At 68.8% G+C, this 26,960-nt stretch carries 28 protein-coding genes; 20 read left to right on the top strand and 8 right to left on the bottom strand.

Going from position 1 to position 26,960, the window contains the following annotated elements:
• Positions 1-259 precede the first annotated feature (259 nt).
• The 3 genes from OG595_RS44725 to OG595_RS44715 all read left to right on the top strand — a co-directional run bounded on the left by OG595_RS44725 (position 260) and on the right by OG595_RS44715 (position 4,756).
• On the top strand, positions 260-1,555 hold the full coding sequence (locus tag OG595_RS44725; RefSeq protein ID WP_329266669.1) for a LysM peptidoglycan-binding domain-containing protein: 1,296 nt from the start codon (positions 260-262) through the stop codon (positions 1,553-1,555).
• On the top strand, positions 1,477-3,111 hold the full coding sequence (locus OG595_RS44720) for an AfsR/SARP family transcriptional regulator (protein WP_329266670.1): 1,635 nt from the start codon (positions 1,477-1,479) through the stop codon (positions 3,109-3,111). The genes OG595_RS44725 and OG595_RS44720 overlap by 79 nt, the downstream gene beginning before the upstream one ends.
• A 145-nt stretch (positions 3,112-3,256) precedes the next feature.
• On the top strand, positions 3,257-4,756 hold the full coding sequence (locus OG595_RS44715) for a DUF2637 domain-containing protein (protein ID WP_329266672.1): 1,500 nt from the start codon (positions 3,257-3,259) through the stop codon (positions 4,754-4,756).
• Positions 4,757-4,990: 234 nt separating this feature from the next.
• Here the strand turns inward: OG595_RS44715 and OG595_RS44710 are convergent, their stop codons facing one another.
• The gene (locus tag OG595_RS44710) at positions 4,991-5,317 is read right to left on the bottom strand and encodes a nucleoside triphosphate pyrophosphohydrolase (protein WP_329266674.1); all 327 of its coding nucleotides are present in this window, start codon (positions 5,315-5,317) and stop codon (positions 4,991-4,993) included.
• A 231-nt stretch (positions 5,318-5,548) separates the two neighbouring features.
• On the opposite strand from OG595_RS44710, the gene OG595_RS44705 reads away from it, so the two are divergent.
• Complete coding sequence (locus tag OG595_RS44705) at positions 5,549-6,106, top strand: glycine-rich domain-containing protein (RefSeq protein ID WP_329266676.1); 558 nt, start codon at positions 5,549-5,551, stop codon at positions 6,104-6,106.
• Positions 6,107-6,156: 50 nt separating this feature from the next.
• Complete coding sequence (locus OG595_RS44700) at positions 6,157-6,837, top strand: class I SAM-dependent methyltransferase (protein ID WP_329266677.1); 681 nt, start codon at positions 6,157-6,159, stop codon at positions 6,835-6,837.
• Between the two features lie 145 nt (positions 6,838-6,982).
• Here OG595_RS44700 and OG595_RS44695 read toward each other — a convergent pair whose 3' ends face one another.
• Both OG595_RS44695 and OG595_RS44690 read right to left on the bottom strand, forming a co-directional pair.
• Complete coding sequence (locus tag OG595_RS44695; protein WP_329266678.1) at positions 6,983-7,606, bottom strand: 2'-5' RNA ligase family protein; 624 nt, start codon at positions 7,604-7,606, stop codon at positions 6,983-6,985.
• 13 nt (positions 7,607-7,619) lie between these two features.
• The gene (locus OG595_RS44690; protein WP_329266679.1) at positions 7,620-8,786 is read right to left on the bottom strand and encodes an XRE family transcriptional regulator; all 1,167 of its coding nucleotides are present in this window, start codon (positions 8,784-8,786) and stop codon (positions 7,620-7,622) included.
• Between the two features lie 933 nt (positions 8,787-9,719).
• Here OG595_RS44690 and OG595_RS44685 point away from each other — a divergent pair.
• From OG595_RS44685 to OG595_RS44655, 7 genes are all read left to right on the top strand, one after another.
• Positions 9,720-10,043, top strand: coding sequence for an ATP-binding protein (locus tag OG595_RS44685; protein WP_329266681.1), 324 nt, complete (start codon positions 9,720-9,722; stop codon positions 10,041-10,043).
• A 133-nt stretch (positions 10,044-10,176) separates the two neighbouring features.
• Positions 10,177-11,604 carry a sensor histidine kinase gene (locus tag OG595_RS44680; RefSeq protein WP_329266683.1) on the top strand — a complete coding sequence of 476 codons (1,428 nt, stop codon included), beginning with the start codon at positions 10,177-10,179 and terminating at the stop codon, positions 11,602-11,604.
• Positions 11,605-11,644: 40 nt separating this feature from the next.
• Positions 11,645-12,139, top strand: coding sequence for a roadblock/LC7 domain-containing protein (locus OG595_RS44675; protein ID WP_329266684.1), 495 nt, complete (start codon positions 11,645-11,647; stop codon positions 12,137-12,139).
• Positions 12,136-12,543: a DUF742 domain-containing protein gene (locus OG595_RS44670; RefSeq protein WP_329266686.1), complete on the top strand. Its 408-nt coding sequence runs from the start codon at positions 12,136-12,138 to the stop codon at positions 12,541-12,543. Before OG595_RS44675 ends, OG595_RS44670 begins: the two co-directional genes overlap by 4 nt.
• Positions 12,544-12,548: 5 nt before the next feature.
• Entirely contained in the window at positions 12,549-13,148 is a 600-nt protein-coding gene (locus OG595_RS44665) for a GTP-binding protein (RefSeq protein ID WP_329266688.1), read from the top strand.
• The gene (locus OG595_RS44660; protein WP_329266690.1) at positions 13,145-13,753 is read left to right on the top strand and encodes a GAF domain-containing protein; all 609 of its coding nucleotides are present in this window, start codon (positions 13,145-13,147) and stop codon (positions 13,751-13,753) included. The genes OG595_RS44665 and OG595_RS44660 overlap by 4 nt, the downstream gene beginning before the upstream one ends.
• Before the next feature lie 77 nt (positions 13,754-13,830).
• Positions 13,831-15,117: an acyl-CoA dehydrogenase family protein gene (locus OG595_RS44655; protein ID WP_329266692.1), complete on the top strand. Its 1,287-nt coding sequence runs from the start codon at positions 13,831-13,833 to the stop codon at positions 15,115-15,117.
• A 381-nt stretch (positions 15,118-15,498) separates the two neighbouring features.
• Here OG595_RS44655 and OG595_RS44650 read toward each other — a convergent pair whose 3' ends face one another.
• Complete coding sequence (locus OG595_RS44650) at positions 15,499-15,747, bottom strand: hypothetical protein (protein ID WP_329266693.1); 249 nt, start codon at positions 15,745-15,747, stop codon at positions 15,499-15,501.
• Between OG595_RS44650 and OG595_RS44645 the strand changes: the two genes are divergently transcribed.
• Together OG595_RS44645 and OG595_RS44640 are read left to right on the top strand one after the other, a co-directional pair.
• On the top strand, positions 15,746-16,096 hold the full coding sequence (locus OG595_RS44645; protein ID WP_329266694.1) for a hypothetical protein: 351 nt from the start codon (positions 15,746-15,748) through the stop codon (positions 16,094-16,096). The genes OG595_RS44650 and OG595_RS44645 overlap by 2 nt on opposite strands.
• A 24-nt stretch (positions 16,097-16,120) precedes the next feature.
• Positions 16,121-17,509, top strand: a complete 1,389-nt coding sequence (locus OG595_RS44640) for a UDP-N-acetylmuramoyl-tripeptide--D-alanyl-D-alanine ligase (RefSeq protein ID WP_329266695.1) — start codon at positions 16,121-16,123, stop codon at positions 17,507-17,509.
• Here the strand turns inward: OG595_RS44640 and OG595_RS44635 are convergent.
• A complete protein-coding gene (locus OG595_RS44635; RefSeq protein WP_329266697.1) occupies positions 17,506-18,951 on the bottom strand; it encodes a UDP-N-acetylmuramate--L-alanine ligase in 1,446 nt (481 codons plus the stop codon). The genes OG595_RS44640 and OG595_RS44635 overlap by 4 nt on opposite strands.
• A gap of 58 nt (positions 18,952-19,009) precedes the next feature.
• Here OG595_RS44635 and OG595_RS44630 point away from each other — a divergent pair, with 58 nt between their 5' ends.
• The 6 genes from OG595_RS44630 (at position 19,010) to OG595_RS44605 (ending at position 22,417) form a co-directional block, all read left to right on the top strand.
• Entirely contained in the window at positions 19,010-19,513 is a 504-nt protein-coding gene (locus OG595_RS44630; RefSeq protein WP_329266699.1) for a hypothetical protein, read from the top strand.
• Between the two features lie 584 nt (positions 19,514-20,097).
• Positions 20,098-20,331, top strand: coding sequence for a hypothetical protein (locus OG595_RS44625; protein WP_329266701.1), 234 nt, complete (start codon positions 20,098-20,100; stop codon positions 20,329-20,331).
• A 1-nt stretch (position 20,332) separates the two neighbouring features.
• Positions 20,333-20,902, top strand: coding sequence for an RNA polymerase sigma factor (locus OG595_RS44620; RefSeq protein ID WP_329266703.1), 570 nt, complete (start codon positions 20,333-20,335; stop codon positions 20,900-20,902).
• Complete coding sequence (locus OG595_RS44615; RefSeq protein WP_329266705.1) at positions 20,895-21,467, top strand: hypothetical protein; 573 nt, start codon at positions 20,895-20,897, stop codon at positions 21,465-21,467. Before OG595_RS44620 ends, OG595_RS44615 begins: the two co-directional genes overlap by 8 nt.
• A gap of 270 nt (positions 21,468-21,737) precedes the next feature.
• Positions 21,738-22,133: a hypothetical protein gene (locus OG595_RS44610; protein ID WP_329266708.1), complete on the top strand. Its 396-nt coding sequence runs from the start codon at positions 21,738-21,740 to the stop codon at positions 22,131-22,133.
• Entirely contained in the window at positions 22,130-22,417 is a 288-nt protein-coding gene (locus OG595_RS44605; RefSeq protein ID WP_329266709.1) for a hypothetical protein, read from the top strand. The genes OG595_RS44610 and OG595_RS44605 overlap by 4 nt, the downstream gene beginning before the upstream one ends.
• A gap of 421 nt (positions 22,418-22,838) precedes the next feature.
• Here the strand turns inward: OG595_RS44605 and OG595_RS44600 are convergent, their stop codons facing one another.
• The 3 genes from OG595_RS44600 to OG595_RS44590 all read right to left on the bottom strand — a co-directional run bounded on the left by OG595_RS44600 (position 22,839) and on the right by OG595_RS44590 (position 25,975).
• Positions 22,839-23,693, bottom strand: coding sequence for a DUF4394 domain-containing protein (locus tag OG595_RS44600; protein WP_329266711.1), 855 nt, complete (start codon positions 23,691-23,693; stop codon positions 22,839-22,841).
• A gap of 471 nt (positions 23,694-24,164) precedes the next feature.
• Entirely contained in the window at positions 24,165-24,908 is a 744-nt protein-coding gene (locus OG595_RS44595; RefSeq protein ID WP_329282526.1) for a hypothetical protein, read from the bottom strand.
• A gap of 260 nt (positions 24,909-25,168) precedes the next feature.
• Entirely contained in the window at positions 25,169-25,975 is an 807-nt protein-coding gene (locus tag OG595_RS44590; protein ID WP_329282524.1) for a hypothetical protein, read from the bottom strand.
• Positions 25,976-26,960 lie beyond the last annotated feature (985 nt).

Here is a 26,960-nt window from a genome sequence, read left to right as displayed (position 1 = left end):
GGCCTTCTCATCTCAGTGCGCTGGGAATTCTCACGCGATGTCACCAAGACTTCTCACTTGATGTCACCAACTCTGCGCTTCGACCAGTAGAGATGCATGACATCCAGCTGAGAACCACCGGTGACACCAAAATGAGAAGTCGCAGCGGGCCGCCGCTCTTCTGATCGGCAGCATCCTGGTCCTGCTGCCCACCAGTTCGGCTCTGGCGTCCGACGCGCAGGCCGCGCCGGACACCACCGCATCCCGCGTCCCCGGCCAAGTGACAAAAGCCCCGCAGGTCACCGAAGCCGAACAAGCCTCGGCGTCCGCCGCGGGTACGTCAGCGTCCCGCACGTCGTACACGGTGCGCGAGACGCGGCCCGCGGAGAGTCTGTGGGGCATCGCCGAGCGGGAGTTGGGGGACGGTGAGCGGTGGCGGGAGATCGCCGGCCTGAACGAGGGCCGGACCATGACGGACGGCCAAGTCTTCCGCGCGAACAGCTTTCTGCAGCCCGGCTGGCAGCTGGAGATGCCCGCTACCTCCGGTGCCGCGGGAGGTGTTCGTCCGCAGTCGGGTGACAGCGCTGCGGCTGCCGGGGAGCACACCGCGCACGTGGTCACGGTCCAGCCGGGCGACTTCCTGTCGAAGATCGCGCAGGAGGAGCTCGGGGACGGTGACGCGTGGCCGCAGCTGTTCGAGGCCAGCCGGGGCACGCGGCAGCCGGGCGGCCTGCCCGCCATCGCCGACCCGGACGTCATCTACGCGGGGCAGCAGGTCACGGTGCCTGGTGTCCAGCCCGACGGGCCGTCCAATGATCGCGACCAGGGCGATGAGCGGGCCCGCCAGGAGACCGCTCCCCCGGCACCCCACAAGCCCGATGCCGGGCAGGAGCCGGGCGGCGGCAACGGGGAAGAGCAGGCGCCCGTACCGAGCCTGACCACCGCGCCCGCACCAGAGTCGTCAGCCCCCAGCACACCAGCGAGCCGTCCGGCCCAGCAGCCCGGACAGGAGCAGGCGTTGCCTTCTACACCGGCTTCCGTGACGCCCCGGCCCGGTGCCAGCGTCTCGTCCTCTACAGCGCCCCCTTCGACGGCGGAATCGTCCGGCTCTGGCGCATCCTCTGCGACCACGGCGTCCGAGCCCCCTGCGACGGCTCCGGCCAGTAGCCCGCTGAACCTGCGCACGGTTTTCGGCGCCGGCGCGCTCTTGGCCGCCGCCATCACCGGCGCCCTCGCCCTGCGTAGGACGCTGCAGCGCCGACGCCGCAAACCCGGCGAGAAGATCGCCATCGCATCGGAAACTTCTCCGGCCGAGGCCCAGTTGGCGGCCACCGCCGAGCCGAGCGGAGCGGCCCGCCTCGACATCGCTCTGCGGACCCTGGCCCACCAGCTGTCCCCACAGCCTGCGGACCCTGTCCTGCCTCCCCCGCCGCTGCGGGCGGCCCGGCCATCGGCAGCACCGAAACGGACAGCCTGCTCCTGCTCAACCTCGCGCACGTGCCCGCGCTGCTCCTGGACGGCAACCCGGTCCACATCACCGAGGTGTGCACGTCACTTGCTCTGGAGATCGGGATGAGCCCGTGGGCGAGCGACGTCGAGGTCGTCACCATCGGGTTCGGCGAGGACCTGCCGCAGCTGCTGCCCACCACACGGATCGCCCACATGCGCAAGGCCACCCACGCGCTGCGTGATCTGAGCGAACGGCTGCTGGAAGCACACCAGCTGCCCGAAACCCGGCATCAGCCGTATCTGCTGTTGTGCGCGTCCCCCCTGGACGCGGACACCGCCTGGCAGTTCGCCGAGGTCATCGACAAGTCCGGCAGCGTCCCCGTCACGCTGATCGCACCCGCCAGTTCAGCAGCCTCCCACTTCCCCGACGCGGAGATCCTCAACGCGTCCCTCAGCCGGCCGCAGAACCTCAACCACGCCGGCACCGCCATCACGGTGCAGCGCCTGGAACACGCCGCGTACGTTCAGATCACCACGGCGCTGAAGGTGTCCGGGCAGCCGCCCCACCCGGCCGAAGGCCCCTGGCAGGAGGTCCCGGACGAGCCCGACGGGATGCGGCAGTGCGAACAGCCCGCGCCGCAGCAGCCCACCCCCGCTGCCGCACGTCCCTCACCGACAGCGGTGACAGACGTACGCGGCGGGGTGTTCCCGGCCCTGCTCGCCGCCACCACAGATCCGTCCGGACTGCGCCTCCTGCCGGCCGCCACGACACCGTCGGAGGCCGGCGCCGCGCCTGGCCGCGACGGCCAAGCAGCACCCCCGGCAGCCGGACAGGCCCCTGCCAGCGAGAAGACCACGGCGGCCGACGACGACAAGGACTCCAGCGAGGACGGCATGAGGCCGGAGGCCGAACAGCGCCAGGCACATGACCTGCACGCGCCGGAGATCCGCGTCCTGGGCCCGGTCGAGGTGACCGGCGTGGACAGCACCGGCCACGGTCCCCGCATGGCCCAGCTCGCCGCCCTGCTGTTCTTCCGGCCCGGGCGCAGCGCGGACGCGCTGTGCTCCGACATGGACCCCGCCAGCCCCTGGTCGTCCAGCACCCTCAACGCCCGGCTGCAAGGCCTGCGCCGCTCCCTGGGCAACGATCCCGCCGGCCACCCCTATGTGCCGCGCCGCCGTTCCGGCGACGACCCCTACCGGCTGGCCCCCGGCGTGCGCTGCGACTGGAACCGCTTCCTGCAGCTCACCGAACGCGCCCTGCCACTGGGGCCGGCGGGACTGACCGACCTGGAGAAAGCACTGACACTGGTACGGGGCCGCCCCTTCGGGGGAAAACCCCTGCCCTGGGCCGAGCCCAACCAACAGGAAATGATCACACGCATCATCGACGTCGCGCACACCGTGGCCACCCACCGCACCCCCGCAGGCCCCCACCACGACCTCAGCACGGCCCGCCAGGCCATCGCGACCGCCCTCGACGTCGACGACACCGCAGAGCTGCTCTACCGGGACTGGCTGCGGATCGAGCACGCGGCCGGCAACCGGCAGGGCCTGCACACCGCCATCACCCGCGTACAGCAGATCAACCGGGCGCTGGACTGTTCAATGGAGGCGGCCACCGAGCATCTCATCAACGAACTCCTCACACCGGCCCGTCCCACCCCCGTCGAGAACGTATGAGCATCGCCCGGCTCCCCCAGGACACCGCGCCGCAGCCCCGCCGGCCCTCCAGGCACAGCGGGCCGGACCCGGATGCCGGACCGCTTCCCGCCGCGCCCGCAGCACAGACCGAGCCGTCACCCGCGCACACCGGGCTCTGATCGGCGTGGCCGTCGCCGGTGCGGTCGTCATCGCCGGGATCGGCTTCGCGGGTTCGTACGCCGCCGTCCGCGAACTGGCCCTCACGAAGGGCTTCGGCACCTTCGCGTACGTCTTCCCGATCGGCATCGACGCGGGCATCTGCGTCCTGCTCGCCCTGGACCTCCTCCTCACCTGGATCCGGATCCCGTTCCCGCTCCTGCGCCAGACGGCATGGCTGCTGACCATGGCGACGATCGCGTTCAACGGCGCGGCGGCCTGGCCCGACCCGCTGGGCGTGGGCATGCACGCCGTCATCCCGGTGCTGTTCGTGGTCTCGGTGGAGGCCGCCCGGCACGCCATCGGCCGCATCGCGGACATCACCGCCGACAAGCACATGGAAGGCGTCCGCCTCACCCGCTGGCTCCTGGCCCCCCTCCCCACGTTCCTCCTCTGGCGCCGCATGAAGCTGTGGGAACTGCGCTCCTACGACCAGGTCATCAAGCTGGAGCAGGAACGTCTCGTCTACCAGGCCCGCCTCCACGCCCGCTTCGGCCGCGGCTGGCGCCGCAAGGCCCCGGTGGCATCCCTGATGCCCCTGCGCCTGGCCCGCTACGGCATCCCCCTCACAGAGAGCGCCCCCTCGGGCCTCGCCGCGGCGGGCATCGGGCCCGTACTGCCGCCCCCCGCCCCGCAGTCGGCAGACGCGCCCGCGAGCAGTCGGACCCCCGAGGCGGCACCGGCCGTACGCAACGAGACGGCACCTGCCGGCGAACAGCGTCCAGACCTGGATGACAACGAACCCCCCGAGCAGCCGGAACATGTTCAACACCCGGGGCCGGACGCAAGCCTGTGGTCCGACGATCTGCTACAAGAGGGCGGCTACGACCCCGGATACGACCTGGAGGAGTACACCCACGGAGACGAGGAATGGGAGTGGGATGAAGAACCGCCTGCCCTGCACACCTCTCCGCATCAAGCGGCTTTCAGCTCCAATTCCCCGGCCCCGGAAGCCGCAGAAGCACTCCGCCCCGGACACTCCGCAGACGCCGTGCCTCCTCCGCGAAATGTGCAGGCCCCGCGTTCCGGCCAGGAAACAGAACCCAACACCGTGATTCCGCCGGGCGAGTTGACGCCTGATAAGAAGACAACACCCCCTCCGCGCAGCCTCACGCCTGTCGACCGCTACTACCTGGCCTGGCAGGACCTCCAGCAACAGCACAAGACAGAGCCAGACGCGACCGAGCTGTCGGCGTATCTCGCCAGCCAGGGGATCCTGGACCGCGAAAACCAGCCCCTCAGAGCAAAGACACTGGCCCGCTACTTCCTTCAGTTCCGGATCTACACCATCTGGGCCCAGCACCGAGCCATCGATGACCATCCAGCCCCCGACCGCGTCGCCAAGGACCTCGCGCAGCACGGCATCACAGCGCAGTACAAACAGCCCATCCACACACACGACCTCGAAAAACACCACAGCAACTTCGAACGCCGCTGGCAAGCCCTCCACCGTCAAGGAACGTTCTGATCCAGGCAAGCGTGGCCTGATCGTTCCGTTTAATGACAGTGAGGTCACCCCCGTGCCAAGGCCGGGTGTGTCACTTTTACACTCCCCCGGTGCCCCGTGCTTCCGCTGCCCGGGGTCTGCCATGCCGTCCTGGCAAAGCCCCGGACGTGAATCGCATACCAACCAACGTCCCCAGTCGCGTACACCGTTGTGCACGAAGTCGTGCACCAACTCTTCGATGGGGACGGCTTGCGGTCAGCGGTTGCCCGTCCAAACGATCCGGTCGGCGAAGCCGCCCCGCTCACTCGCCTTGGTCTCACGGATCTTCTCCATCTGATCCGCGCCGACCCCCAGGTCCGCAGCGAGCGCGCGCACGACCTCCAGCACGTCCGCGAGTTCCTCCGGCGCCGAGTCCTTATCCGCCCCAAGGAACTCGGCGACCTCCTCGCCGAGCTTGTCCCTCAGCCGACTGCGGTGTTCCTCCCGGCCAGCTGTATAGGTGACCGGCTCGGCCCCGGCTTCCCGGATGATCTGCGGAATCCGGTCCCGCACCAACTTGCCGTGCCTGCTGTAAGGCTCCACCCATGCTCTCCCGCGCCGTCTTCGTGAGGCGGTCGCCGGACGCCGCCCCTTCATGCCGCCGCAGCCTAGAGAAGTCGTCTCACAACTCGCCACGCGAACCGCCAATCCCACCCGTTCGGAGTGCCGATCTGCAAACCGCTTGCACAGCCTGAGAGTTGACCACCACGGCGCTCCGCAGGGTGGTGACCTTCCCCTAAACCCCGCGGGGCCCGCAGAAGGAGGACAACAGACATGGCTACCGCCCTGGAGACCCCCGCTCCTGCACCGGCCGCCGGACCGGAGTCGTCCCCGTTCACGGACCCGCACTCGCACATCACCCCGGAGCTGTGGAACAAACAGGTCGCGCTCCTGATGCGCGACTACCCCTACGACGACGTCATGGCCACACGCGTCCTCGGCCAGGCGTACGCGTACATGCTCACCGCCATGGCCAGCCGCGGCAGGGGACAGGCAATAGGCCCCGGTCACATCGTCGACATCGGCGTCCACACGGTCATCCTGGACACCGTGGCGTACGCCGAGCTGTGCGACCGGTACAACGATGGCGTGTTCCTGCACCACGTGCCGCTCGTCGGCATGAAGACCGACAGGTCGGTCGTGCGCACCGCGCACCAGATCGCGGCGCACGGCTTCGAGGTCGACCTCCCGCTGTGGCAGGCGGACGCCGCCAAGTGCAGTCCCTGCCACCCGGGCAGCGACAGCCACTGCCCCACACCCCTGGCGGGCCCGCTCTTGCGGGGGCGGGCCCGACCGTTGCCCGTACAGCGGCCGGGCCCGCCCTGCGGGTGAATCGGGCGGGATAGCCTCGGCGATCACTCAACGCCCGCCAGGATGGGGCCGTGACGCTCTCCCCGTCCTCAACGGCCGCCGCAGACAGCCCGCACGCCATCGTGGACCGCTTCCACTGGGACTGGTACCAGCGCGCGGAACCCGGTCCGGAACTCCTCCGCGACCTCACGGACAAGGCCGTGGTGGAACTCGGCGCCGGCTCCGGGCGACAGGCCGCCTACCTCGCCCACACCCACCAGCCCGCCCGCGTGGTGGCCGTCGACCACGACCCCGCCCAGCACGCTCGCGGCCGTGAACGCTTCGGGAACATCTCCCGCCTCGACCTGGTCCATGCCGACGCAGCCACGTACATGGCCCAGCACCCCGGCGCGTTCGATGTCGCGTACTGCGTCTTCGGCGCCCTGGATTTCACCGACCCCCACACCCTGCTGCCGGCGATCGCCGAAGGACTGCGGCCCGGCGGACTGCTCGTCTTCTCCACCCTCGCGCACCACCGCAACGGCCACCCTCCCGCGACGGAGCCCCGGCCCGCCGAGATCTCCACCCGCCGGCCGGACGGCACACCGGCCACCATGCTGCGCTGGGTCCTCGACACCCCGGTATGGCACAAGCTCTGCGACGAACACGGCTTCGACACCACCCACACCGACGCCATCCACGACCCGGGCAGTGCGAACGAACCACCCATCGCCACAAGCGTGTTCCGTGCCGTACGACGAAGAACAGCCTAAAGTCACGCCCGTCGGACCGAGGGGATATCGACGCCCCTCTACTGGCGCATCGGGTCCCGCACCATCGTCGCGAAGCCCTCGCTTGTACGGCACGGGGCCTCGAAACGCCGCCGTGGGCTGCAAGACCCCGATCGGCAGCGGAACTTCAGCCCAGAGGAACCTTCGCAAAGGATTCCCACTCGTACATCTGATTGTCTCGGTGGATCAGGATGAGCTCTGCGGTGGTGATGCGAGCCTGCGCCGGCGTGAGGTTGAGGTCAGCGAGAATCCGCGCGACCGGCTCAGCGGGCCCGTCTCCGGCGCTGTAGGCCACCGAGACATGTGGTGTGAAGCCCTCAGCCTTCTCGGGGACCTCACCGAGAACGTCCCCGATGGCTTTTCGGATGGCGTTTCTGACAGCTCGGGCAGGGCCGTCGGGGTGGACATGCAGGAGCACTGCCTCGGAGTCCAGTACCGCTGGCCCGATCTGGACGTCGAAAGCCGGAACGGCGGCCAGACGAGTGTGGGCTGCATCCACGATGCTGTGGACATCCTGCTCCTTGGTGTCACCGACGAAGCCGATGCCTTGCATCGTCAGGTGCAGCCATTGGTCGGGGATTGCGGTCAGAGTGTCTCCGAGAGGTGCGAGTGCGGAACGGTACTCGGCGGCGAGCCGGTGCACGTCGTCCTGGCCTTCGAATGTTAGGTGCCAGGTATAGAAACGGCGGCCCACGGTCCAGCCCGGCCGCCACCACCAGTGGTTCCGCATGGTCTCGGGTTGAGTCGTCATGTCTGAAATCAAATCAGGCAGAGCCTTCCCCTGGCGAGAGTGCCAGATGCCGTGGAGCGGAGTCCACGCAGAACTCTTCGAGAGCTTGACGCAGCCCGACAGCAGCGGTGCCGCTGGTGCGGGGGTGCCCGATACTCACGCACAGTTCATTGAGCCGGCGGGTGACGGGCTCCAGGCGGTGGTCCGGCGGAAGTGCGAGGACAGGTACGAGGGCTTCGAGGGCGCCGTCGGCTTCGCCATTCGCGAGGTGGGCCGCGGCTCGGCTGATGTGGATCTGCGCCTCGGTGCCGTACGCCCTAACTGGCTGTACAGCCAAGAGTGCGAGGGCGTTGTCTGCGGATCTCAGGGCATCGGCGGGGCGCCCGATACGCAGCTGGACGGCGGCGGCATAGTTCTCCTGCCGTGCGGGCTGACAGGCGAAGATGCCCCCGATCTCGTCTCCGCCGCTCATAGCGGCGCGCGCCTGTTCGGCATGGAAAAGCGCCGCCAAGGCCTTGTCCTGGGCACCCAGTTCGGACCAGGCATCAGCTTCCTGGCAGGCGAGGAGCACTGCCACCGAGCCAGTTGTGCGGTAGGTGGCGCCGTGACGGGCGAAGTTGATCGCTTCCCGTAGGCGTCCGTCCCAGAAGGCCACCTTCGAGCGCGTCGAAAGCACCCAAGCGCGTAGGTCGTTGTGCCCTCCGAGCTCAGCGCACAGCCACGCCGTGCGGCCTTGAGTATCCGCATCGCGCAACTGTCCCAAGTCGGAGGACATCCATGCCAGGAGCCCGCAGAGGTAACCGGCCGCGACGTACAGGTCAGTCGACTGGCGGGGGTACTGGTGGCCTTCGAGGAGAGCGAAGACGCGATCGCGTAATGCTCGGGTTCGGACGAAGAGCGCGATGGGCTCGGACGTGAGGTAGTCCGAGGCGAGCGCCCGTGCTTCGGCCATCAGTTGCTCAAGGGCGATGTCGCCGACGTTTGTGGCCTCCGCCCATTGCGCCCACGTGGCGGACTCATCGGCGGCGAGACGGACGAGGTCGGTCCCGGTCGGCGCAGGCGGGGGAACGGCAGACGACAGGGCCGGCGTCTCGACGGTTGTTGGACGATGGGCGAGCAGGTGTAAGTCCCCTTTGGGGAGCGCGTGCCGGTCCTCCAGGTCCAACAAGTCCGCCACGCGGCACGAGAAGGCTTCTGCCATGGCGAAGAGGACCGAGAGACTAGGACGGCGTGAGGAAGGGCCTGGCCACTTCTCCCACTTGCCCACAAGGGATGCGTCAGCGGCGACGGATTCACCGGGGCGTCCGATACTCGCCTGAGTGATTCGATCCGCTGCCTCCTGAAGCGTCCAGCCGTGGGAATGCCGCCACGCTTCTCTGGGACGCATCCTGAAGCGGGTGCGCATCTCGATAGCGATATCCGCGAGGGGGCATCCGACGGCAACCATGCCTTGCCGGAGGGCCTCCCGGTCTGCCTTGGAACCGGGCTTCAAAGGGGAGTTCATGGGCGTGCTCCCTGTGCAGTGTGGTGGCCTAACGGTAACTGCGGCATCGCTCGATTTGGTGGGCGTGACCTGGAACATCAGGTAGCGACAGCCCAACTGGTTGTCTAGAAAGTGGGATTGTCCCTGGTCGGCGTAGAGGCGCGTGTCCAGAAAAGTTGGTCACGGGCGCCCGTGACGACAACTGCCTTGATTGGAACGGTAGGGGTACCGCATTCGAGGCGCTCAAGAACACGGATGGCAACACCTCAAGGTGAGGCCTGATGCCTGTTTTCTCGGCCCAAGCGTTGACGGATTCGGAATAGCAGGCCCACACCTACGTCGTGTCCGCCGAACCAAGGAGCTCCCTCCCGTGAAGCCGGAGAAGCAGCGCATCGCAGTCTTCCTCGTCAAGGTACGGGGGATGGAACGGTTGATCCCCGCCGCCGTGGCTTGCCACGTCGAGCGAGTGGTGACGTGTCAGGCGTCCGGAGCCTCCGGATATACGGAGGGTTCGGCATGACACCGACTGCGACCATTGTCCGGACGGAGCCCCGAATCCCTCCTAGCCTCCGCGTGTACACCGGATTTGATATGTCCTTTGCCCGCGGAAGTGGCTCCACGGCCGGCGCCATCGCGATAGCTGACAGAGCTGTGCCATCTCGGGTACGCCTCATCATCCGGGCCGGGCTGAAGTACTGGCGCCTGCCCGACCTCACTGAGTCTGCCGAGCTACTGGCTACCGAACTGGTCACCAACGCGTTCAAGCACGGCTGCGGTGATGTCGGGGTACGCCTGTACCTCACGGCTAGTCACCTCCTGATCGAGGTGAGGGATGGGTCTCACGACCTTCCCGTGCTGGGCAACGCCGCTCTCGACGATGAGGACGGCCGTGGCCTGTTCCTCGTTGCCTCCATCGCCGACGACTGGGGCGTCAGCCTCGACGGTACGACGACCTGGTGCTCCCTCCCCTTCTGAGGAGGAACGAGCCGACCGCTTGTCCCTCTTCTTGCCCTCTTGCTGGAACGGACTGTTGAGGAATCCCATGTCTGACCGCGTGTCTCCCGCTCGGCAGGTCACGCACCGCCGTAGACGGGGCCGCCGCCCCCGTGTGGATCGCTACCTCCTCGATGAGGTCGCCGGTGTGCTGGTCGCGCCGCTGGTGTGCATCGTTGGCGTGTGGAGCGTGTCCGTTCTGGCCGCGTGGGGGTTCCGGTTCACGTTCACCCAGTTTGCGAGCGCTCTGGGTGGCGGCGTGCTCATCGCGGCGCTCGTCGGCGTCATCCGGGTACAGGCGGTGGCGGCCTCTCTCCAGGGCCATCGCGACGCCGAGTTCCAGCGGGTCGCGGAGGCCGCGCATGCCGCTGAGCAGACCATGGTCTGGACGGCACATGAGCTGTGCCGGGGTGCCCGGCCCCCGCTCCCGGAGGATCCGCAGGCGGCGGGCGGCGACATGCTCGACAAGGTCATCGAGCTGATCGGGAACCTGAAGACGCAGGGGGCGGGCTCCCTGATACGGGTGCATGACGAGTCTCAGGCGGCGGTGCTGGTGGAGATGCATCGGACTTTGTCCCGGCGCCAGCACAGTCTGATCGGCGAGATGCTGGAGAATCTGAGCGGCCTGCAGAACGCGACCGAGGACCCGGAACTCCTTGACTGGAGCTTCAAGATCGACCATCTCGCGATGCGGCTGCGCCGCATGGTGGAGAGCGTCTCCGTGGTGCTGGGCAGTCAGTACCTTCGCGAGATGCGCGCTCCCGTCGAGGTCGTCACGGTGCTGCGCGGCACGAAGTCCGAGGTGGTCAGGTATCCGCGCGTCAAGATCGCGGTGGGTGAAGTCGGTGACGCGTTCGCGCTGCCGGCGCATGTGCATCCCGATGTGGCGCATCTGCTCGCCGAGCTGATCGACAACGGTCTGGAGCACTCCGATCCGGCGACCCATGTCGTCGTCCGTGCGCAGCAGGTGGCGCACGGTCTGCTGGTCGAGGTCGAGGACAAGGCGACTTTGCTGATGGAGCCGGAGCAGCGGGAGATGCTGAATCGTCTCCTGGCGCACCCCGGGCAGGCGGATGTCGCGGGCCAGGTCCGGGCGGGGCGCCTGGGTCTGATCACCAGTGCGAAGATTGCCGAGAAGTACGGCCTGTCGGTGTGGCTGACGATGAACCCGATGGGCGGGACCACCGCCCACGTCTTGGTTCCGGCCCGCTACCTCGTCCCGGTCACCCCTGCTGTCGCCGCCGTCACGATCTCTGCGGCGCCGGAGCCGGTTGCCGCTTCGCAGCCCGAGCGGACGGGCGCCGTAGAGCAGTTCGTCCGTCCGGCGCAGGGCAGCCCTCCCGTGAACGCGGGCGGCGCAGGCGATACGGCTCCGTTGCCGAAGCGCAGGCGTGTGCGCAGACCCGTTGCCGGCACCGCTGCGCAGGCTGAAGTGCCGGCCCAGGCCGCGAATCCCCGTGCCGGGGGCGACTGGCGGACGGGCCTGCGCGCCGGGCTGGGCGCCGAGCCCGCCCCTGGCGCGCCCCCGATCAGCCAGCCCTGACCTTGTACTTCCCCGCAACTTCGCATGGAGCGAATCGACGATGACTTACGACATGACCGGTGCAGTGGCCCCCGCGGCTTCCCCCGATGCGGTCAAGGGGCAGATGACGCGCCTGCTCGACGACTTCGTGGCGGGCACGGTCGGTGTCAGCCACGCCTTGCTGGGCTCACGCGACGGCTTGAAGCAGGTGTTCTCCTCTCACATGGACCCCGACTGGGCCGACGAACTGGCCGCCACGTTCTCGGGAATGTCGGGGCTGGCCAAGGGCGTCACCGGGCCCACGGGCAAGCAGGTGCCGGCGCAGCAGATCCTGCTGGAACGGGAAGACGTCATGTTCCTCGTCACCAATGCCGGCGTCGGCAGCACGTTCCACCAGAGCGGGAAGACTGTCGCCACGGTGCTGGTCGTGCTGGTCGCCACGGACGCGAACATCGGCGCCGTCGCGTTCGAGATCGGGCGGCTGGTGTCACGGTTCGCGCCGTTCATGACCACGCTCGTCCGTGACCGGGATGCCGATGGTGAGGCTGCGTCATGACCTCCCGGCCACCACAGGAGCCCTTACCCAGGGCTGGAGACGACACGTCGGGCATCGTCCGGCTCTACACGCTGACCGACGGCCGCACCCGTCCCCGACACCACCTGAACCTCCAGACCGTGCTCGGACCCGGCCGCCGTCAGCCCGCTCCCGGGCTCTCGCCGGAAAGCGCCCAGATCATCGGACTGTGCCGCCAACGGCGGCGTCCCCTCGCGGAAGTGGCCGGCACCACCGGTGTGCACGTCACCGCGGTGAAGATTCTCGTCTCCGACCTGATCGATGCGGGCGCCCTGATGGTGCCCGTCCCGCAGACGCCGGGCGACCGCTCCGACCTTCAGCTCCTGGAATCCCTCAGCGCCTTCCTCAAGACCAAGTTCCCCGACGCGGTAGCGAAGGCCGGGTGACACCTGTGACGCAGTTCCCTCAGCCTGCCGGGCGCACAGCCCTGAAGCTGGTTGTCGCCGGAGGATTCGGCGTCGGCAAGACCACCGCGATCGGCGCCATCAGCGACATCAAGCCGTTGAGAACCGAAGAAGTCCTCACCGCGCACAGCGCGGCCACCGACAGTCTGGACGGTGTCGAGGCCAAGACGACCACGACGGTCGCCTTCGATTTCGGCCGTGTCGGCTGGGACGACCCTGAACACCTGGAGCTGTACCTCTTCGGCACTCCGGGACAGCCGCGGTTCTGGAACCTGTGGCACGACCTCTCCGCGGGGGCCTTCGGCGCCGTGGTCCTGGCCGACACCCGCCGCCTGGAGAGCAGCTACCCGGCAGCCGACTTCTTCGAACAGCTCGGCCTGCCCTTCGTCATCGCCGTCAACCGCTTCCCCGGGGCTGCCCCGCGCACCCTGCCCGAGATCCGCGAAGCCTTCGACGTAGGCGACAACATCCCCGTGATCTTCTGCGATGCCCGCAACCCCCATTCCGTGGCCGGCGTCCTGCTCACCCTGATCAGACACGCACTGGCCCTGGCCACCGACGACTCAGCCCTCTTGGACGCGAGATGACCTCCACCCCCAGCCACCCGAGCCCCGCTCCGCACGTCCCGGCGCTCCACGCCGTGCACCACCGGATCGAGACCTTCACCGACGACCCGCAGACCGAAGCCGCCCAGATGGCCACCCGCCTGACCAGGTTCGAGCAGCTGGGCATCGGGACGGAGGGCGTCGAGGTACTGGACGAGATCGCCCACGACATGGGCGAGCGTGCCGACTTCCTCTACGCCATGGTGAACGCGTTCGGCGCGCAGCAGACCTTTCTCGGCCTGCGCAACCCGCCCCGCGACGCCGGCTATCCCATCGTGGGCCGCACCATGAGCCGCAGTCACGGATGGTGCCCCGAGGTCGTCCGGCGCAAGCTGTCGCTGCCTCTGCCGAATGTGGCCGCCTCCCCGCGGTTCGCCAGCAACCTCGTCGTCGACGCCATCGGCATCCAGAGCTACTTCGGCAGCCCCGTCATCGACGCGCACACCGGCCTCGCCCTGCTCACGGTCTGCATCATCGACCCCGAACCGCGCACCCTCCATGACGCGAGACGGGTCCTGGCCATCGTCAAGGACACCGCGCGCACCGCAGCCGACACGCTCCAGATCGTCACCCCGCCTGCCCCCTGACGTAGCAACTGCCCGCGCACCCCCGCGTGCAGCCGGCCTCAGCCGTCATGTGAGCCCATCAGGGAAAGGGGACGTTCATGTCCGCATCCAGCACACCCCGCGCGCCCCGCGTGCTCGACACGTTCCTCACCCCCCGCCACCAGGCCCTGTGGGAGGACGTCGACGCCTTCGCCGACGAGGAGATCCGCCCCCGGGTGACCCACATGGAAAGCGCCCGCTATGTCGACCGGAAGGTGGCCCGGCTCCTGGCCGCCCGCGGCTGGTTCGGCGTCACCGTGCCCAAGGCGTACGGCGGCATGCAGGCCGGGCATGTGGCCAAGTCCATCCTCATCCACCGCCTTGCCCGGGTATCCGCCGCCGCCGCGGCGATCCTCCAGGCCAGCCTGATCCCCGTCGCCGCCCTGCTCCACTTCGGCACCGAACGACAGCGTGCGGAACTCCTCCCGGGCGTCGCCGACGGCAGCGTGCTGCTGTCGATCGCCGTCACCGAACCCGACCAGGGCGGCCACATCGGCGGCATGACCACCACAGCCGAGTGGGACGGCAAAGCGTGGATCCTCACCGGCACGAAGGCACACATCGGGAACAGCCAGATCGCCGACATCCATGTCGTGGTCGCCCGTACCGCACCGCCCGGCACCCGCACCTCCCAGGCCCTGACCGCCTTCCTCGTCGCCGGCGAGCGCAGAGGCGTCTGCGCCAACCGGTACGTCGGCGCGTTCGGCCTGCGCGGCTTCGGCTTCGGCGGGCTCGGATTCGACCGCGTACGCCTCCCCCCGGAGAACGTTCTCGGCGAGGTCGGAGGGGGCCTGGCCGTCGCCCAGTCCAGCAGCATCCTCTACGGACGGCCCAACCTCACGGCCCTCTCCCTCGGCCTGCACGAAGCGGCCCTCGACCTCACCACCCGGTACACCGCCAGCCGGCCCCGCTACCAGGGAACGCTCTGCGACATCGGCGTCGTACGCGACCGTGTCGGCGCGATGACGGCCCGCCTGCACACCGCCCGGATCCTCACCTACCACGCCGTCGACATGCTCGACCACGGCACGGACTGCGACGACCAGCTCATCACCGCCAAGACCTTCGGCCACGAAGCGGCCCGCGACTCCGGCCGGGACGCGATGGAACTGCACGGCGCGAACAGCCTCGACACCTCCGGCGAGATCTCCCGGGTCTTCCGTGACATGCAGACCACCTACGCACCCGCCGGCACCGGCGAAGTCCAGCGCCTGCGCCTGGCCCAAGCCGCCCTGCGCGAGCACAGACCCAGACCCGCCCCCCAGGACGAGACAGGGCACATTCCGTGGTCGGTGCGCTTCGCCGACCACCTGCGGCACATCGAGCCCGACCCGACAGCCGTCTGACAACCCCCGCGCACGGCACCCCCGTGAAATCCGCATCACCGTGCGCGGGCCCCTTGCCGTCGAGCGGGAATGGGGGTTCCCCGCCCGACGACAGGACACCAGCACCCTTCGCTCCCCCGGGCCCGTGACGGCCGGGGGGGGCGGGCCAAGAGCCAAGCGGCCCGGCCCGGCCCGGCACAACCCATCACTTCTGGACAGGACCCATGGTGCCGACCTGCATGAACGTCTTTGTGCCCGGCCGCCTCCGGCCGACGCCTCCGGTTCCGCGTCCGCCTGATACATCCACTGCGCCCGCCTTCCCGCGCTGCTCCGTCCGAGTCGACGCACAGCAGCCGCCTCCGCTGCCGGGATCGGGCGACGGTTCAGCGACCCACAACTGCCTCACCGTGCGGGACGGCATCCAGACCTCCGGACCTGGCCGGGCAGACCGCGCAGCTTGTTCACCGGGGGGCGCCGACGGTGACGGACGGCATGGCGTTCCTGCACCGCGACGGCAACGCCCCCGTCCTGTACGAACTCCCCGCCGGGGCCCGCCGCTTCGGCGGCTGCGTCCAGCAGCGCGGCGGGACGGCCAAAAATGGGGCTGGTCCACCGGCCGTCCGCCGCCTGTGCGGCAGACACCTCCCGCATGCCGGCCGCCGTGCCCCCCGAGCCGGACCTCCACCGCCTCCCCGGACTCCTGGGCGAGGGGCACCTGGTGACGGCCTGCGTCGCCAAGAAGACCCGCCCGCCCGCACACGATCCGGAGCGGCGCGGCGGCCACCGCGTCCTGGCCATCGGCCACACGGACGGGACAGGTCGTCTTGCGCACCCCGTCCCAGACACCATCCCCCAGACCCTGGCCCCGGTCCTGTCCCTGGACCGCTTCGGGGACTTCTTCGCCGGACGCGGTGTCCGGCCCGACCTGCGCCGCACCGTACGGCTGCCGGCTGCCCGGCCCTCCACGGCCCGCCCGGCAGCGTCCCAACCCACCACCTGAGCAGGGAGAATCGCGTTGCATCCCATGTCCTTGACCAGCATCGCCGCCGTCGTCGGCGGCCGGCTCGCCAATGTCCTCGACCGCAAGGCCCAGGTCACGCAGCCCGCCCGCGTCGACTCCCGCGAGATCGTCCCCGGAGCCTTGTTCGTCGCGCTGAAGGGCCAGTACACCGATGGCCATGACTACGTCGAGGCCGCCATCGCAGGCGGTGCGGTCGCGGCCCTCGTCACCCGGCCCGTGGGCTTCCCCGCGATCGTCGTCGAGGATGTCCTGACCGCGTTCGCACGCCTCGGCCGCGCCCTCCTCCACGACCCCCTGGCCACCGCCACGGTGGTGGCCGTCACCGGCTCGGCCGGCAAGACAAGCACGAAGGACTTCATCGCCCAGGTGCTGCCCGGCACCGTGGTCTGCACCCCGCAGTCCTTCAACAACGAGACCGGCCTGCCGCTGACCATCACCCTGGGCGACAAGACCACCGACTACCTCGTCCTGGAGATGGGAGCCCGCCACATCGGCGACATCCGGGACCTCACCTGGATCGCCCCGCCGGACATCAGCGTCATCACCAACGTCGGCACCGCACACCTCGGCGAGTTCGGCAGCCGGCAGAACATCGCCCAGGCCACGGGCGAGATCGTCGAAGCCCTCCAGCCCGACGGACTCGCCGTCCTGAACGCCGACGACGACTTCACCGCAGCCATCCGCCTGCGCACCCGGGGCAGGGTCGTCACCTACGGGCTGAGCGAACAGGCCACCGTCCGCGCCGTCGACGTCACCACCGACGGTCAGGGCCGGGCCTCCTACACCCTCACCGCCCCCGAGGGCAGCGCCCCCGTCCACCTCCAGTCCGCCGGCGACGTACAGGTTCCCAACAGCCTGGCCGCCGCCGCCGTCGCCCGCGAAGCCGGACTCCGCGTGCAGGAGAGCGCCGCACGCCTGTCCCAGGCCCTCCCGCGCTCCCGGTGGCGGATGGAGACGACCACCCGCGCCGACGGCGTCACGATCGTCAACGACGCCTACAACGCCAACCCCCACTCGATGCGCCACGCCCTGAACGCACTCGCCTCCATGACCGGCGGACGCGACCAGCGCTCCATCGCCGTCCTGGGCCGGATGAACGAACTCGGCGACGACGCGCGCACCTCCCACGAGGAGATCGGCCGCCACGCCGCCGAACGGGACCTGGACCAGATCATCCTGGTGGGAGAGGACGAAGCCGGATGGATGCAGGACGGCGTGCGCAGCAGCGGCGGGACAGCCCTCCACCTGCCCGACCAGGACACCGCCCTGGACCTGTTGCGCAACACCCTGCGCTCCGGCGACGTCGTCCTGATCAAAGCCGGCCGGGACGTCCAGCTGCAGCAGCTCGCCGACGCGCTGCTCCAGCCCAGCCCCCATCCCACCGGCGCCTAGGCCGCGGCGGGGGCCAGCGCGGCCCGCAGCAGCGGCCCCGACTCGACGATGTCACCGGTCCCCATCAGGATCACCACATCACCCGACCGCGCCCCATCGGCAGCGGACACCACGGCCTGCGCCCGGTCGGGCACCACATGCCCCGCGCTGCCGCCCGCACCGGTGATGCGGGCGGCCAGCGCCTCCAGCGCCCCGGCGACGACGCCCTGACCACTGTCCGTCAGCACCACCCGGTCACAGCCGGCCAGCGCCTTCGCGAAGGCATCGCCGAACATGTCCAGCCGGGCCTGGCCAGGCGACTGGAACACCACGATCACCCGGCCGCCGGCCTCCACCAGGCAGCGCGCGGCAGCCAGATCCACGCCCACCTCGTCGGGATGATGGGCGTAGGAGTCGAAGACCAGCACCCCGGCCGCCTCCCCCGACAGCGTCATACGCCGCCGCACACCGTCGAAGCAGCCCAGGGCCTCCACGGCCAGGTCGCCCTCCTGGCCCAGGGTGTGCAGGGTGGCGACGGCCGCGGCGGCGTTCAGGAGCTGGTGGACGCCGGGCACCCGCAGCACGAGATCGAACTCCCTACCCCGCGGACCGTGCAGCACCGCCGTGGTGCTCCCGCCCGTACTGACCGCCTCACTCACCCGCCAGTCCGCGGACGACGAGAGGCCGAACGTCACCCTCCGGGGCCCGTCCCCCCGCGCGGCCAGCCGGGAGGCGAGTTCCCGGCATCCGGGATCGTCGGCGCTCAGCACCAGCGTGCCGTGCACGTCCAGACCGGTACGGACACACCGCTCGTAGGCGCCGACGTGGTCGACCGCCGCGGCATAGTTCTCCACGTGGCCGTGCCCGATGCTCGTGATCACCGCCACGCCCATCCGCACACCGATATGAGTGCGGTCCGACTCGTCGACCTCCGCGACGAAGAAACCACCCCTGCCCGCACATCCGCCACTGCCCGGCACATCAAGGTCGCCACCCAGCACGTACGAGGGCTCCTGCCCCATGCGGGCGAGCGAGAACGCCAGCATCCCCGACGTACTTGTCCTCCCGTGCGTCCCCAGCACCGCCACCACCGCACGGTCGGCCGCCATCAACGCGTTCAGCACCGCCGACCGGTGCACCAGCGGGATACCGCGCCGGCGCGCCTGTGCGATCTCGGGATGGTCCTCACCCACTCCATGCGTGAACACGACCGCGGTCGCGTCCGCCGGGACCTGCCCGGCCGCGTGCCCGGTGTGCACCACCACACCACAGCGGACCAGTTCCTCCAGCCCCTCCGACACCCGGACATCACTGCCCGACACCATGTATCCCCGCTCGGCACACACCCGCGCCACCGGCAGCATGCCCAGGCCGCCGATCCCCACGAAATACGGGCGCCTCACATCCACCGGACCACCGGCCGGCACCGTCGGCGTGATCGTAGGGACTGCGGCTTCCGCCATGACACACCCTCCTCCAAGGCGGCCCCAGCCACCTCACCAAGCACCACACGCCCACCTGGTGGAAGGCACACCACCACCGTCCCGCCCGGCCCCCCACACCGTCTACGACCCGCGGTGCTGCGAACCCCTCCGCAACACGATCACGCCCCCCTGCCAGCCCACACCACCCGGACGGCACACACTGAAAAACCCGAACTACACCCTCGCACTCGCCCTCGCCCAGGCAGGCTGGAACAACAGCGAAACCGCCCGCCGCATCAACCACCGGGCCGAACAAACAGGACAACGCGGCATCGCCGTCGACCGCTCCCGGGTCAGCCGATGGATCCGCCACGGCGAAAAACCCCGCCACCCCGTCCCCGAACTCCTCGCCACCCTCCTGACCGAACACCTCACCCAGCCCTACACACCGCGACTACTCGGCATCGCTGCGGACCACAGCCTCCACATCTCCATAGGAGAAACCCAACACCACACCCTCCAAGCCAAAGCCGCAGCCGCGAACATGCCAGCCGAGGACTACGCCCGCGCACTCCTCCACACCGCACTCTCCGATACCTGAACAGCCACCGAACCCGACCCCCGCGCCCCCCCACAGGATGTTCCCCAGCCTCCGCCTCACGCCCGACAGGACCCCTCCCAACTCCCGCACACACTCACGACTTCGCGGCCCGGCACGCACAGCACAGCCAGCGGTGCCGGCGTACACGTCGACGTGGCTCTGGGAAGTGGCTCTGGCAGAGGTACAAGCGAGCGTGGTCTCGGAGACGCCCGGCACCACCATGGAGACCATCACCGTGTTGTTCTCCGTGGTCGCCTTCGTGTTCTACGGCACCGAGGCGGTCTTCGGGCTCAAGACGGCGCCTCGAGGCTGCAGTCGACCCTCGCTCGCTCTCCACCGGCATCTGTCTGCCTCACGGGCCTCGCCAATCGGATCCCACCCCCCGGTCCGCTGCGGTGCCCGGCGTGTCAGGAATCTGGGCGCAGCGAGAGCAGCGGGAAGCGATCTCGTTGCGGTGCGCTGTTGTTGTGTGGTAGCTGACGTCGCTGACCTGCGAAATGTCACAAGTCCTGGGACTGGACGCTTAAGGGGGTAATACGGCGCCTCGGGAGGCGCCGACGACTTGGGGAGTTCGTATGGAGCCCGTGACGATCACCGCAGGGTTCGCCGCTGCGGCCGGAGCGCTGCGGCTGGTGTACACCTGGATGAGCGCGCGTTCGTGCTGGCGCCGTGTGGAGAGGGAGATCCGCAGGGCTGAGCAGCAGCGGGAGACTCCGATCGACACGATCGGCCATCTGCCGCCCGGCAGCGAGATCACGGAGATTCTGCCCGACGGTCGGCGCGTGACCATCAAACTCCCGCGCGGCGAGGCAGCCTGACATGAGCGAACTACCGGCTCCGGCCGGGCACACCGGGCCGCGCCCTCAGCAGGTGCGGTCCTTCGTGCCGTCCCCCGCCGTGCACCGTGAGGACTTCGACACCTTCTACGTTGCCGAGAAGAAGCTCTTGACCAAGTTTCTGATGTATCAGGGCGCGAGCGAGTTCGAGGCCGACGACGCCGCGCACCAAGCTCTCCTCGCCGTGCTTCCTGATCTCTGGACGAGATTGGAGTATCCCGGGGCCTATCTGCGTACGGCGGCCCTGCGGTTCTACTGGCGGCAAAACGACCGGCGGGAGCAGTCCACCGGCGAGGTACCAGATATGCCTGGCGGCATCTGCCCCGTCGCCAAGCTGGCGCTGTCCGAGGAGAGCCGCACCGTCATTGACGCCATTCGTCAGCTGCCGCCCGCACAGCGAGATGTCCTCGCCTGGTCATTGGACGGTTTCACCGCCGAAGAGATCGCGGCCGCGCTCAGGCGGACTCCCGCTGCCGTACGACAGAACCTGCACCGCGCCCGACGTCAGCTAAAGATCAATCTCGGCCTTGAGGAGGGAGAGACCCGTGAGTGACTTCCCGCATGACCTGGACGACGACCGTACTGCGGCTGACGACCGGCTGGACCAGATCCTGGCGTCCACCGACGCCGAGCTCCTGGAGGCCATCAGCGTCGCTCAGACCGGGCGACACTCCCCTGGCGGCCCCGGCATCGCTCGGGTCTCGCCCCGCCGGCTGATGCCGTCGGATGGGCTGCCGTGGCAGAGGGACGGGGCCGGCCACTGCGACAACAACCCTGTAACGCGAGCCCTGCTTTCCCTGGAGGCCCTTTCTGCGCAATTGGATGCCTTCTCCAGGCACTTCGTAGCTGACGGCATGGCGGCCGCCTCCGGCACGGCATATGCCATGAACGAGGTCGCTCAGTTGTCCAGGCTCCTGAAGCTCAGGGCCTTGACCAGGGAAGAAGCACTGCGCCGACTCGATCTCGTAGGGAAAGTTTTGGATCTTGTCTCCGGGTATGAAAGCGCCCGGACGTTTGCGAGTGTCAATGCAGCATGGGCGCAGGCCCGGGAAGCGGTTTTGGTCCTCTTCCATCACTCCGACGACCATGAGGAATGCCCTGTTTCCTCGCCGCGCTGATCGCCGAGTTGCGCTCGGGGCTACTGGCACAGACGGATCCATCGGCCTGCGTGCAGAGCCCGTGTGGCCTGCGGCGCTCTCCCGGGCGGTCGCGGACGCGGGGGCTGAACCGGAGACAGGGCACGCCGCCGGCCAGGAGGCCCGCGGCGTGTTCTTCTCCGAGACGACCGTGCCGTCCGCGAGTTCACGAACGGCGGGTTCCGGAAGACCATTCGGGCCCACCGGCGGGAGACCCGCCGCCGGCGCCAGCGGCGGGTCTCCCGCCACAGGATGAGCAGGGTCACCGCGCAGGTGCTGGCAGAGCCGCCGGCCGCGCAGGCAGCACCAGAAGTAGGAGCGCACGATGGGCTGGAACCCAAGGAAACGCCGGCACCGCACGGCATTGGCATGATGGCGGTGCCGCCGTGGCGGGAGGACCTGGTTGCTCAGGCGTTGCCGGACGTGTACCGGGACATCGTCGAGATCGTCGCAGACGCTCCCAATCCGCTGCAGGCCAAACAGACCGAGCCGCGGATCGGACCGGAAGCCACCACAGCGAAGACCGACGGGACCCGGGGGAAACTGAAGCGTCTGGTGGAGCGGGGCTGGCTGGACGAGGACCCGCCGCCGGGACGGTTCACCCCCGCCCGCCATGACGGGGACGCCCGCCGCGCCAACTCCCCGTGACCAAAGAGCTCCTCTGCGTAGATCCGGAAGTACCAACCGAACGAACCGCAAGAAGAACCGAAAAAGAGCCCCAGACGAAACCCCACGACACCTTGCCCGGGCCAGATGCGCATGCCGCCACCCGCAATGCCCCCGAACGCCTCGCCACAACGCCGGCCGGCGACCCGGCGCGGGGCACGGCCCATCACGAGCTGGAAGGACTGCCCGAACAGCAAGAACGCGCATTGCTGCGCCAGTTGATGCAGCATCTCACTTCAACGACCCCAACCCACATCCGGCAGTGACGGACAGCCACGGAACAGACCCCTGGTTGAACCGCGTAAGCACTCCCCCGGAACCTCACTTCCCACCCAGAACGAACACACCACCCGAACACCAGCCACCCACCCGGGCCGGACACATCACGAACACCATCCAACATCACCTTCCATCACCACCCGACGTGAGCCAGAACGGTTGAAGTGACCCACCCCGGAGGTGCGGTACATCACCGCACGCTCACGCAACTCCAGCGAGTGCTTTCCGGGAGCGGCCATGGCCGGTGTTCCTCTCGTCAGAACCGTCTGCCCCTCTGTCAGCACACTCCGTATCTCGGGGGGGAACCTGATGCCGGCCGCCCGCGACGAGCAGGGTGCTGGGGAGGCCTGAGAGGGGGCAGCCCCCTCTCAGGCCTCCTGCCGGACTCCGCGTGTCAGGGCTCAGGGGCTACCGCTGGTTGATGGGCAGTGCCAGGTCGGTGACCTGGAACTTCTTCGGGAAGGCGCCGCTGTCGGTGGCCTTGCCGTTCAGCAGGTTGACGCGGTACAGACGGGAGGTCCCCGTGGTCTTGATGACCGCGTAGCCCTGGTTGGTCCCGGTGGCCGGGTCGTAGTAGATGTCGAAGCCGGCGTCGGGGTCCGCGTCGGTTCCGAGGCTGCCGGCGGGCGCGAGGGTGCCGGTGTTGGCCGGGGACTGCACCGAGACCCGGTCGGCCATCGTATCCAGGTCGAACAGGGTCGTCGCGGTCGCCGTGCTGAGGTCGTTGTTGGTGTAGGCGGCGCCGGTCACGCCGATGGCGGTGGACGGCGGGGTGGTGGGGTTGGTGAGGGTGGCGTCGACGGTGGTGGCCAGCGGGGCGGCCGGGTCGTCCATGTTGTGCCGCAGGTTCTGCCCGCTGCCGGAGACGACCCGCAGCCGGTTGGCGGCCGGGTTGAAATCGACCCCGAACGCGGTCCCGGACAGGGCGACCGTCAGCTGCGACACCTTCATCGCTTGCGCGTTGCGGGTACTGAAGGTGTAGATGCCGCCCCGGTCACCGACTCCGTACAGCTTTCCGTTCTGCACCCGGAAATCGATCCCCACCAGCCTGGTGTCCCCGGACAGTCCCCAGACCCTGCCCAGCGACCAGACGCCCGCGGGACGACGGACATCGAACACGACCAGCCGCTGATCACTCGTGAGACCGATCGCCGACAACCCGGCCTGCTTGACTCCAGCCGCGGTGTCGCCGGCCGCGAGCGCCGGCCCGGCACACGAAGCGGCCACCAGCAGACCGGCCACAGCGATGATGCGTTTACGCATGTTCACTCCCAGATTCACACGCCTCGAACAGGACCGCCGAGGTCTCTGAAAGCAATCCGTCACCACCACCACCACGGACAGGCGCCAGCACCGAAAACCACCCGGACAGCCCACCCCACAGCACCCCACCAACCCGACAACCCACCAACCCGACAACCCGACAACCGTGAGGCGTGCCACGCCAACACCCCCGACCCACGTCCGGCGGTGACGGACAGCCATGGGAAGAACGTCTGGCCGAACCGCGTGGGTACTCCCCCAGGACCTCGTTTCCCGCCCGGGGCGAACGCACCGCCCGGGCGCCGGCCTCCCACCCGGGCCGGCCACATCACGAAAAACATCGAACGTCACTTTCTGTTGCCACCGGACGTGGGTCGGGGCCACACAATTTGACACACCCACACACCGACGTGTGTCCGCGTCGTTCCTGCCGGCGCGGACACACGGTCGGGTTCTGGTGGCCTGGAGGGGTCAGGGCTGCAGCGGGAGGTCGCTGCCGTCGCTCGATTCGACGAGGCCGGCCGGGGCGGCGCCGTCCTTGCACAGTGCCGTGTCGCTGCCGTTGTGCTTGCGGGTGTGCGCGGCGATGGCGCCGGCGTCGTTGAAGCGGGGTGCGTCGAGTGAGAGGTTGCGCACGGTGATGTCGTCAGCGCCGATCTTGGCGACCAGGGTGCCGGTGATCTTGGCACGCTTGCTGTCGTGGACGAGCCAGCCGGTCTCGCCGGGCGGGATGACCAGTGTCGTGGTGGACGCGAAGGATCCCGTACTGGTGATCTTGAATTCTTCGCTGAGTGACGCCGACACCTTCATCTTCTCGAAGAGCGCGCCGAGGGTGAAGGTGGCCTCGGTCTTCTCTCCGATCGTCCAGGCGTGGCTGGTCTGCATCTTCCACTCGATCGCCGTCGTGGTGTTGGTGCTGCTGCAGTTGACCCACTTGCTCACGGCCTGCGAGTCGCTGATCAGGTTGAAGTCGTCCGGTGCCGCCTCGGCTGTGACATTGGTCCAGTCGCAGACCGCGCCCGAGGCCGTGGGGTTGTTGCAGTCGTTCATGATCTGTTCCGCGCGGGCCGGGTCCGTCAGGGCGTCCACTTCCAGCGTGGCGGCGGAGGCGGGGTTGCCGGTGGTGGCCAGGAGGCCTGCTCCGACGACCGCGGCGAGTCCCAGCCCGATGGTTCCGGTGAGGGCGCCTCGTTTCCTGCGCCTGTTGTTCGACATGACGGTGCCTTTCGTGTTGCGGTGGGGGGTCGGCCGCCGAGCGGCCGGGGGTCGGTCGTGCGGAGGCCGGGCCCGATCCCGTTGGCCTGTTGGCCTGTTGGCCTGTTGGCCGACGGCGGACCGGGCTTCTCGGCCTTGGGCGCGATCTGTTTACGGGTCAGTAATCCGGTCGCCTGACGGCGACGCCCTGTGTGCGTGAAAATCGGTGTGTGGTCGTCCGGCCGACGCCGTATCGCCTTGGCGCGTTCCGAGCCCGTGGGTCAGGGGGTGTCGGGCAGGTCGCTGCCGTCCGCCGCGATCAGGGCACCCGTCTCTCCCGGCCCCGCGGGTTCGGCGTTGTTGGCGCAGATCTCCTTGTCGGCGGCGGTGTGCTTGCGGGTGTGGGTGACGATGGACCCGCCCGCTTCCTTCGCCGGTGAGTCGATCTCGACGTCCTTGATGAGGAATTGGAGGAAGTCGCCCGGTGTGTTGGCCCTCAGCTGCAGGTCGAGGGTGCCGGTGCCCTTGATCCGCTTTTCGGCGTGGGTGATCCAGCCGGTTTCGCCGGGCGGCACCTCGACCGTGGTGTTGTTGGTGTAGGTCCGCTCGAACGTCCAGGCGGTACTGCCCGTGATGGTGCCGGACGCTTCGAAGGCGGCGATGAGGAAGCTGACCTCGCCCTTGAAGGCGACGCTGGCCGCGATCGTGACGGCGGTCTGGCTGCCGCGGGACCACGACACGGTCTCGCGCAGGGTTCCCGTTCCGCAGTTCACGAACTTCTGCGCGTTGTCGTTGTCGCCGACGATCACGCTCTTGCCGTCCACCGTGGTGACCTTGATGTCGGTCCACTTGCAGTTCGAAACAACATTTGCCCCATTCTGCTTGTCCCTTATCAGCCCATTGCACTCGTCGACGCGGAAGTTGACTTCCTTCGTGTCCGCCGGGTCCACCACCGTACTGCGGACGATTGCCGCAGATGCGGAGTTGTTCAGGACGGCGATTGCGGTGATACCCAGAGCTGTGGCGAGGGCCGCGCCCGCGGTCCCGGTCAGAATTCCGCGCTTTTTGTGGCGGCGTGCTGCAGACATGTTCTACCTTTCCGAGTGAATACATGAGGGTTTTCGTGTTCCGTGGCGCGTCAAGGCGCACGGAATCGATGAACGCTGGTTCCGGGCGGGGCATCCGTTTCAGGCGGCGGCCGGGAAACGCTGTTGCGCGCGTCGACAACCGGCCCCGGCTCCACGGTCTTCCGATCCGGCGGAGAGGGGGACGCACCTCCCGCCCGCTCCACGATCCGTTGCGCAGTGTGATGCCCGGCGCCGCGGCTCGCCGCCCCCGGAAGGCGGACCTGCCGCCCCTTCCACCCCACAGCGCCGGCGGCGTTGGCGGCCAGGAGGCCCGGCGCCGACCACCCCCCGCCGACCGGTCCCGGTGAGGGTGAACGTTGCAAGCAGGCGTGCGAGCGGCGGCGAGGCCGGGGCGACGTCATGGCCCGTGAGCTGCCCGGACCGGACGCATCCGCGGAACTTTGGGTCCGCGGGCGGGGACAGGCATCCCGGCCGGCCGATGCGGCGGCACGCCGGCCGGGCGGCCGGGAACCCGTACAGGGGGCAGGCCCACGCGGAACACTCACCCGTGCTCACGCACACCGTCGAACCGCCAGCGCGGACTCCCTCGGCCTGCGCCACAGCCACCACCTCCCGTCCACAGAATCCCTCTGCCGCTGCTCCGGTCATTTGACGAAGCGTCACCAGACAATCCGCCTGCAGCTGCCCCGCCGCCTATCGCAACGACCAGGCCGCTTTACGATTACTTTACGACTCGAATTTTCGCTTCCGGTAGGGTCAAATATCCCTACCGGTGAGTATCCTTTGAAGTTCAACCTGGCGATTTAAGCCATTATGTCCACCCTTAAGCCAAACGCTTGTTCGGCCTCCCTGTAACCCGCCGGCGGATTTGAGCTGGAATTGAGGATTGCCCGGCTCCACGACACGAAGAGGGCAGTTCCATGGTTGCGCAACCATCCCGGAAGGGCTCGCAACGCGATTCTGACCGGCATTTCCCGAGGTGTTC

Origin of the sequence: Streptomyces sp. NBC_01451 (assembly GCF_036227485.1) — a bacterium.
In the GTDB taxonomy this organism is placed as follows: Bacteria; Actinomycetota; Actinomycetes; order Streptomycetales; family Streptomycetaceae; genus Streptomyces.
This window is presented reverse-complemented; position numbering and strand designations above follow the sequence as displayed.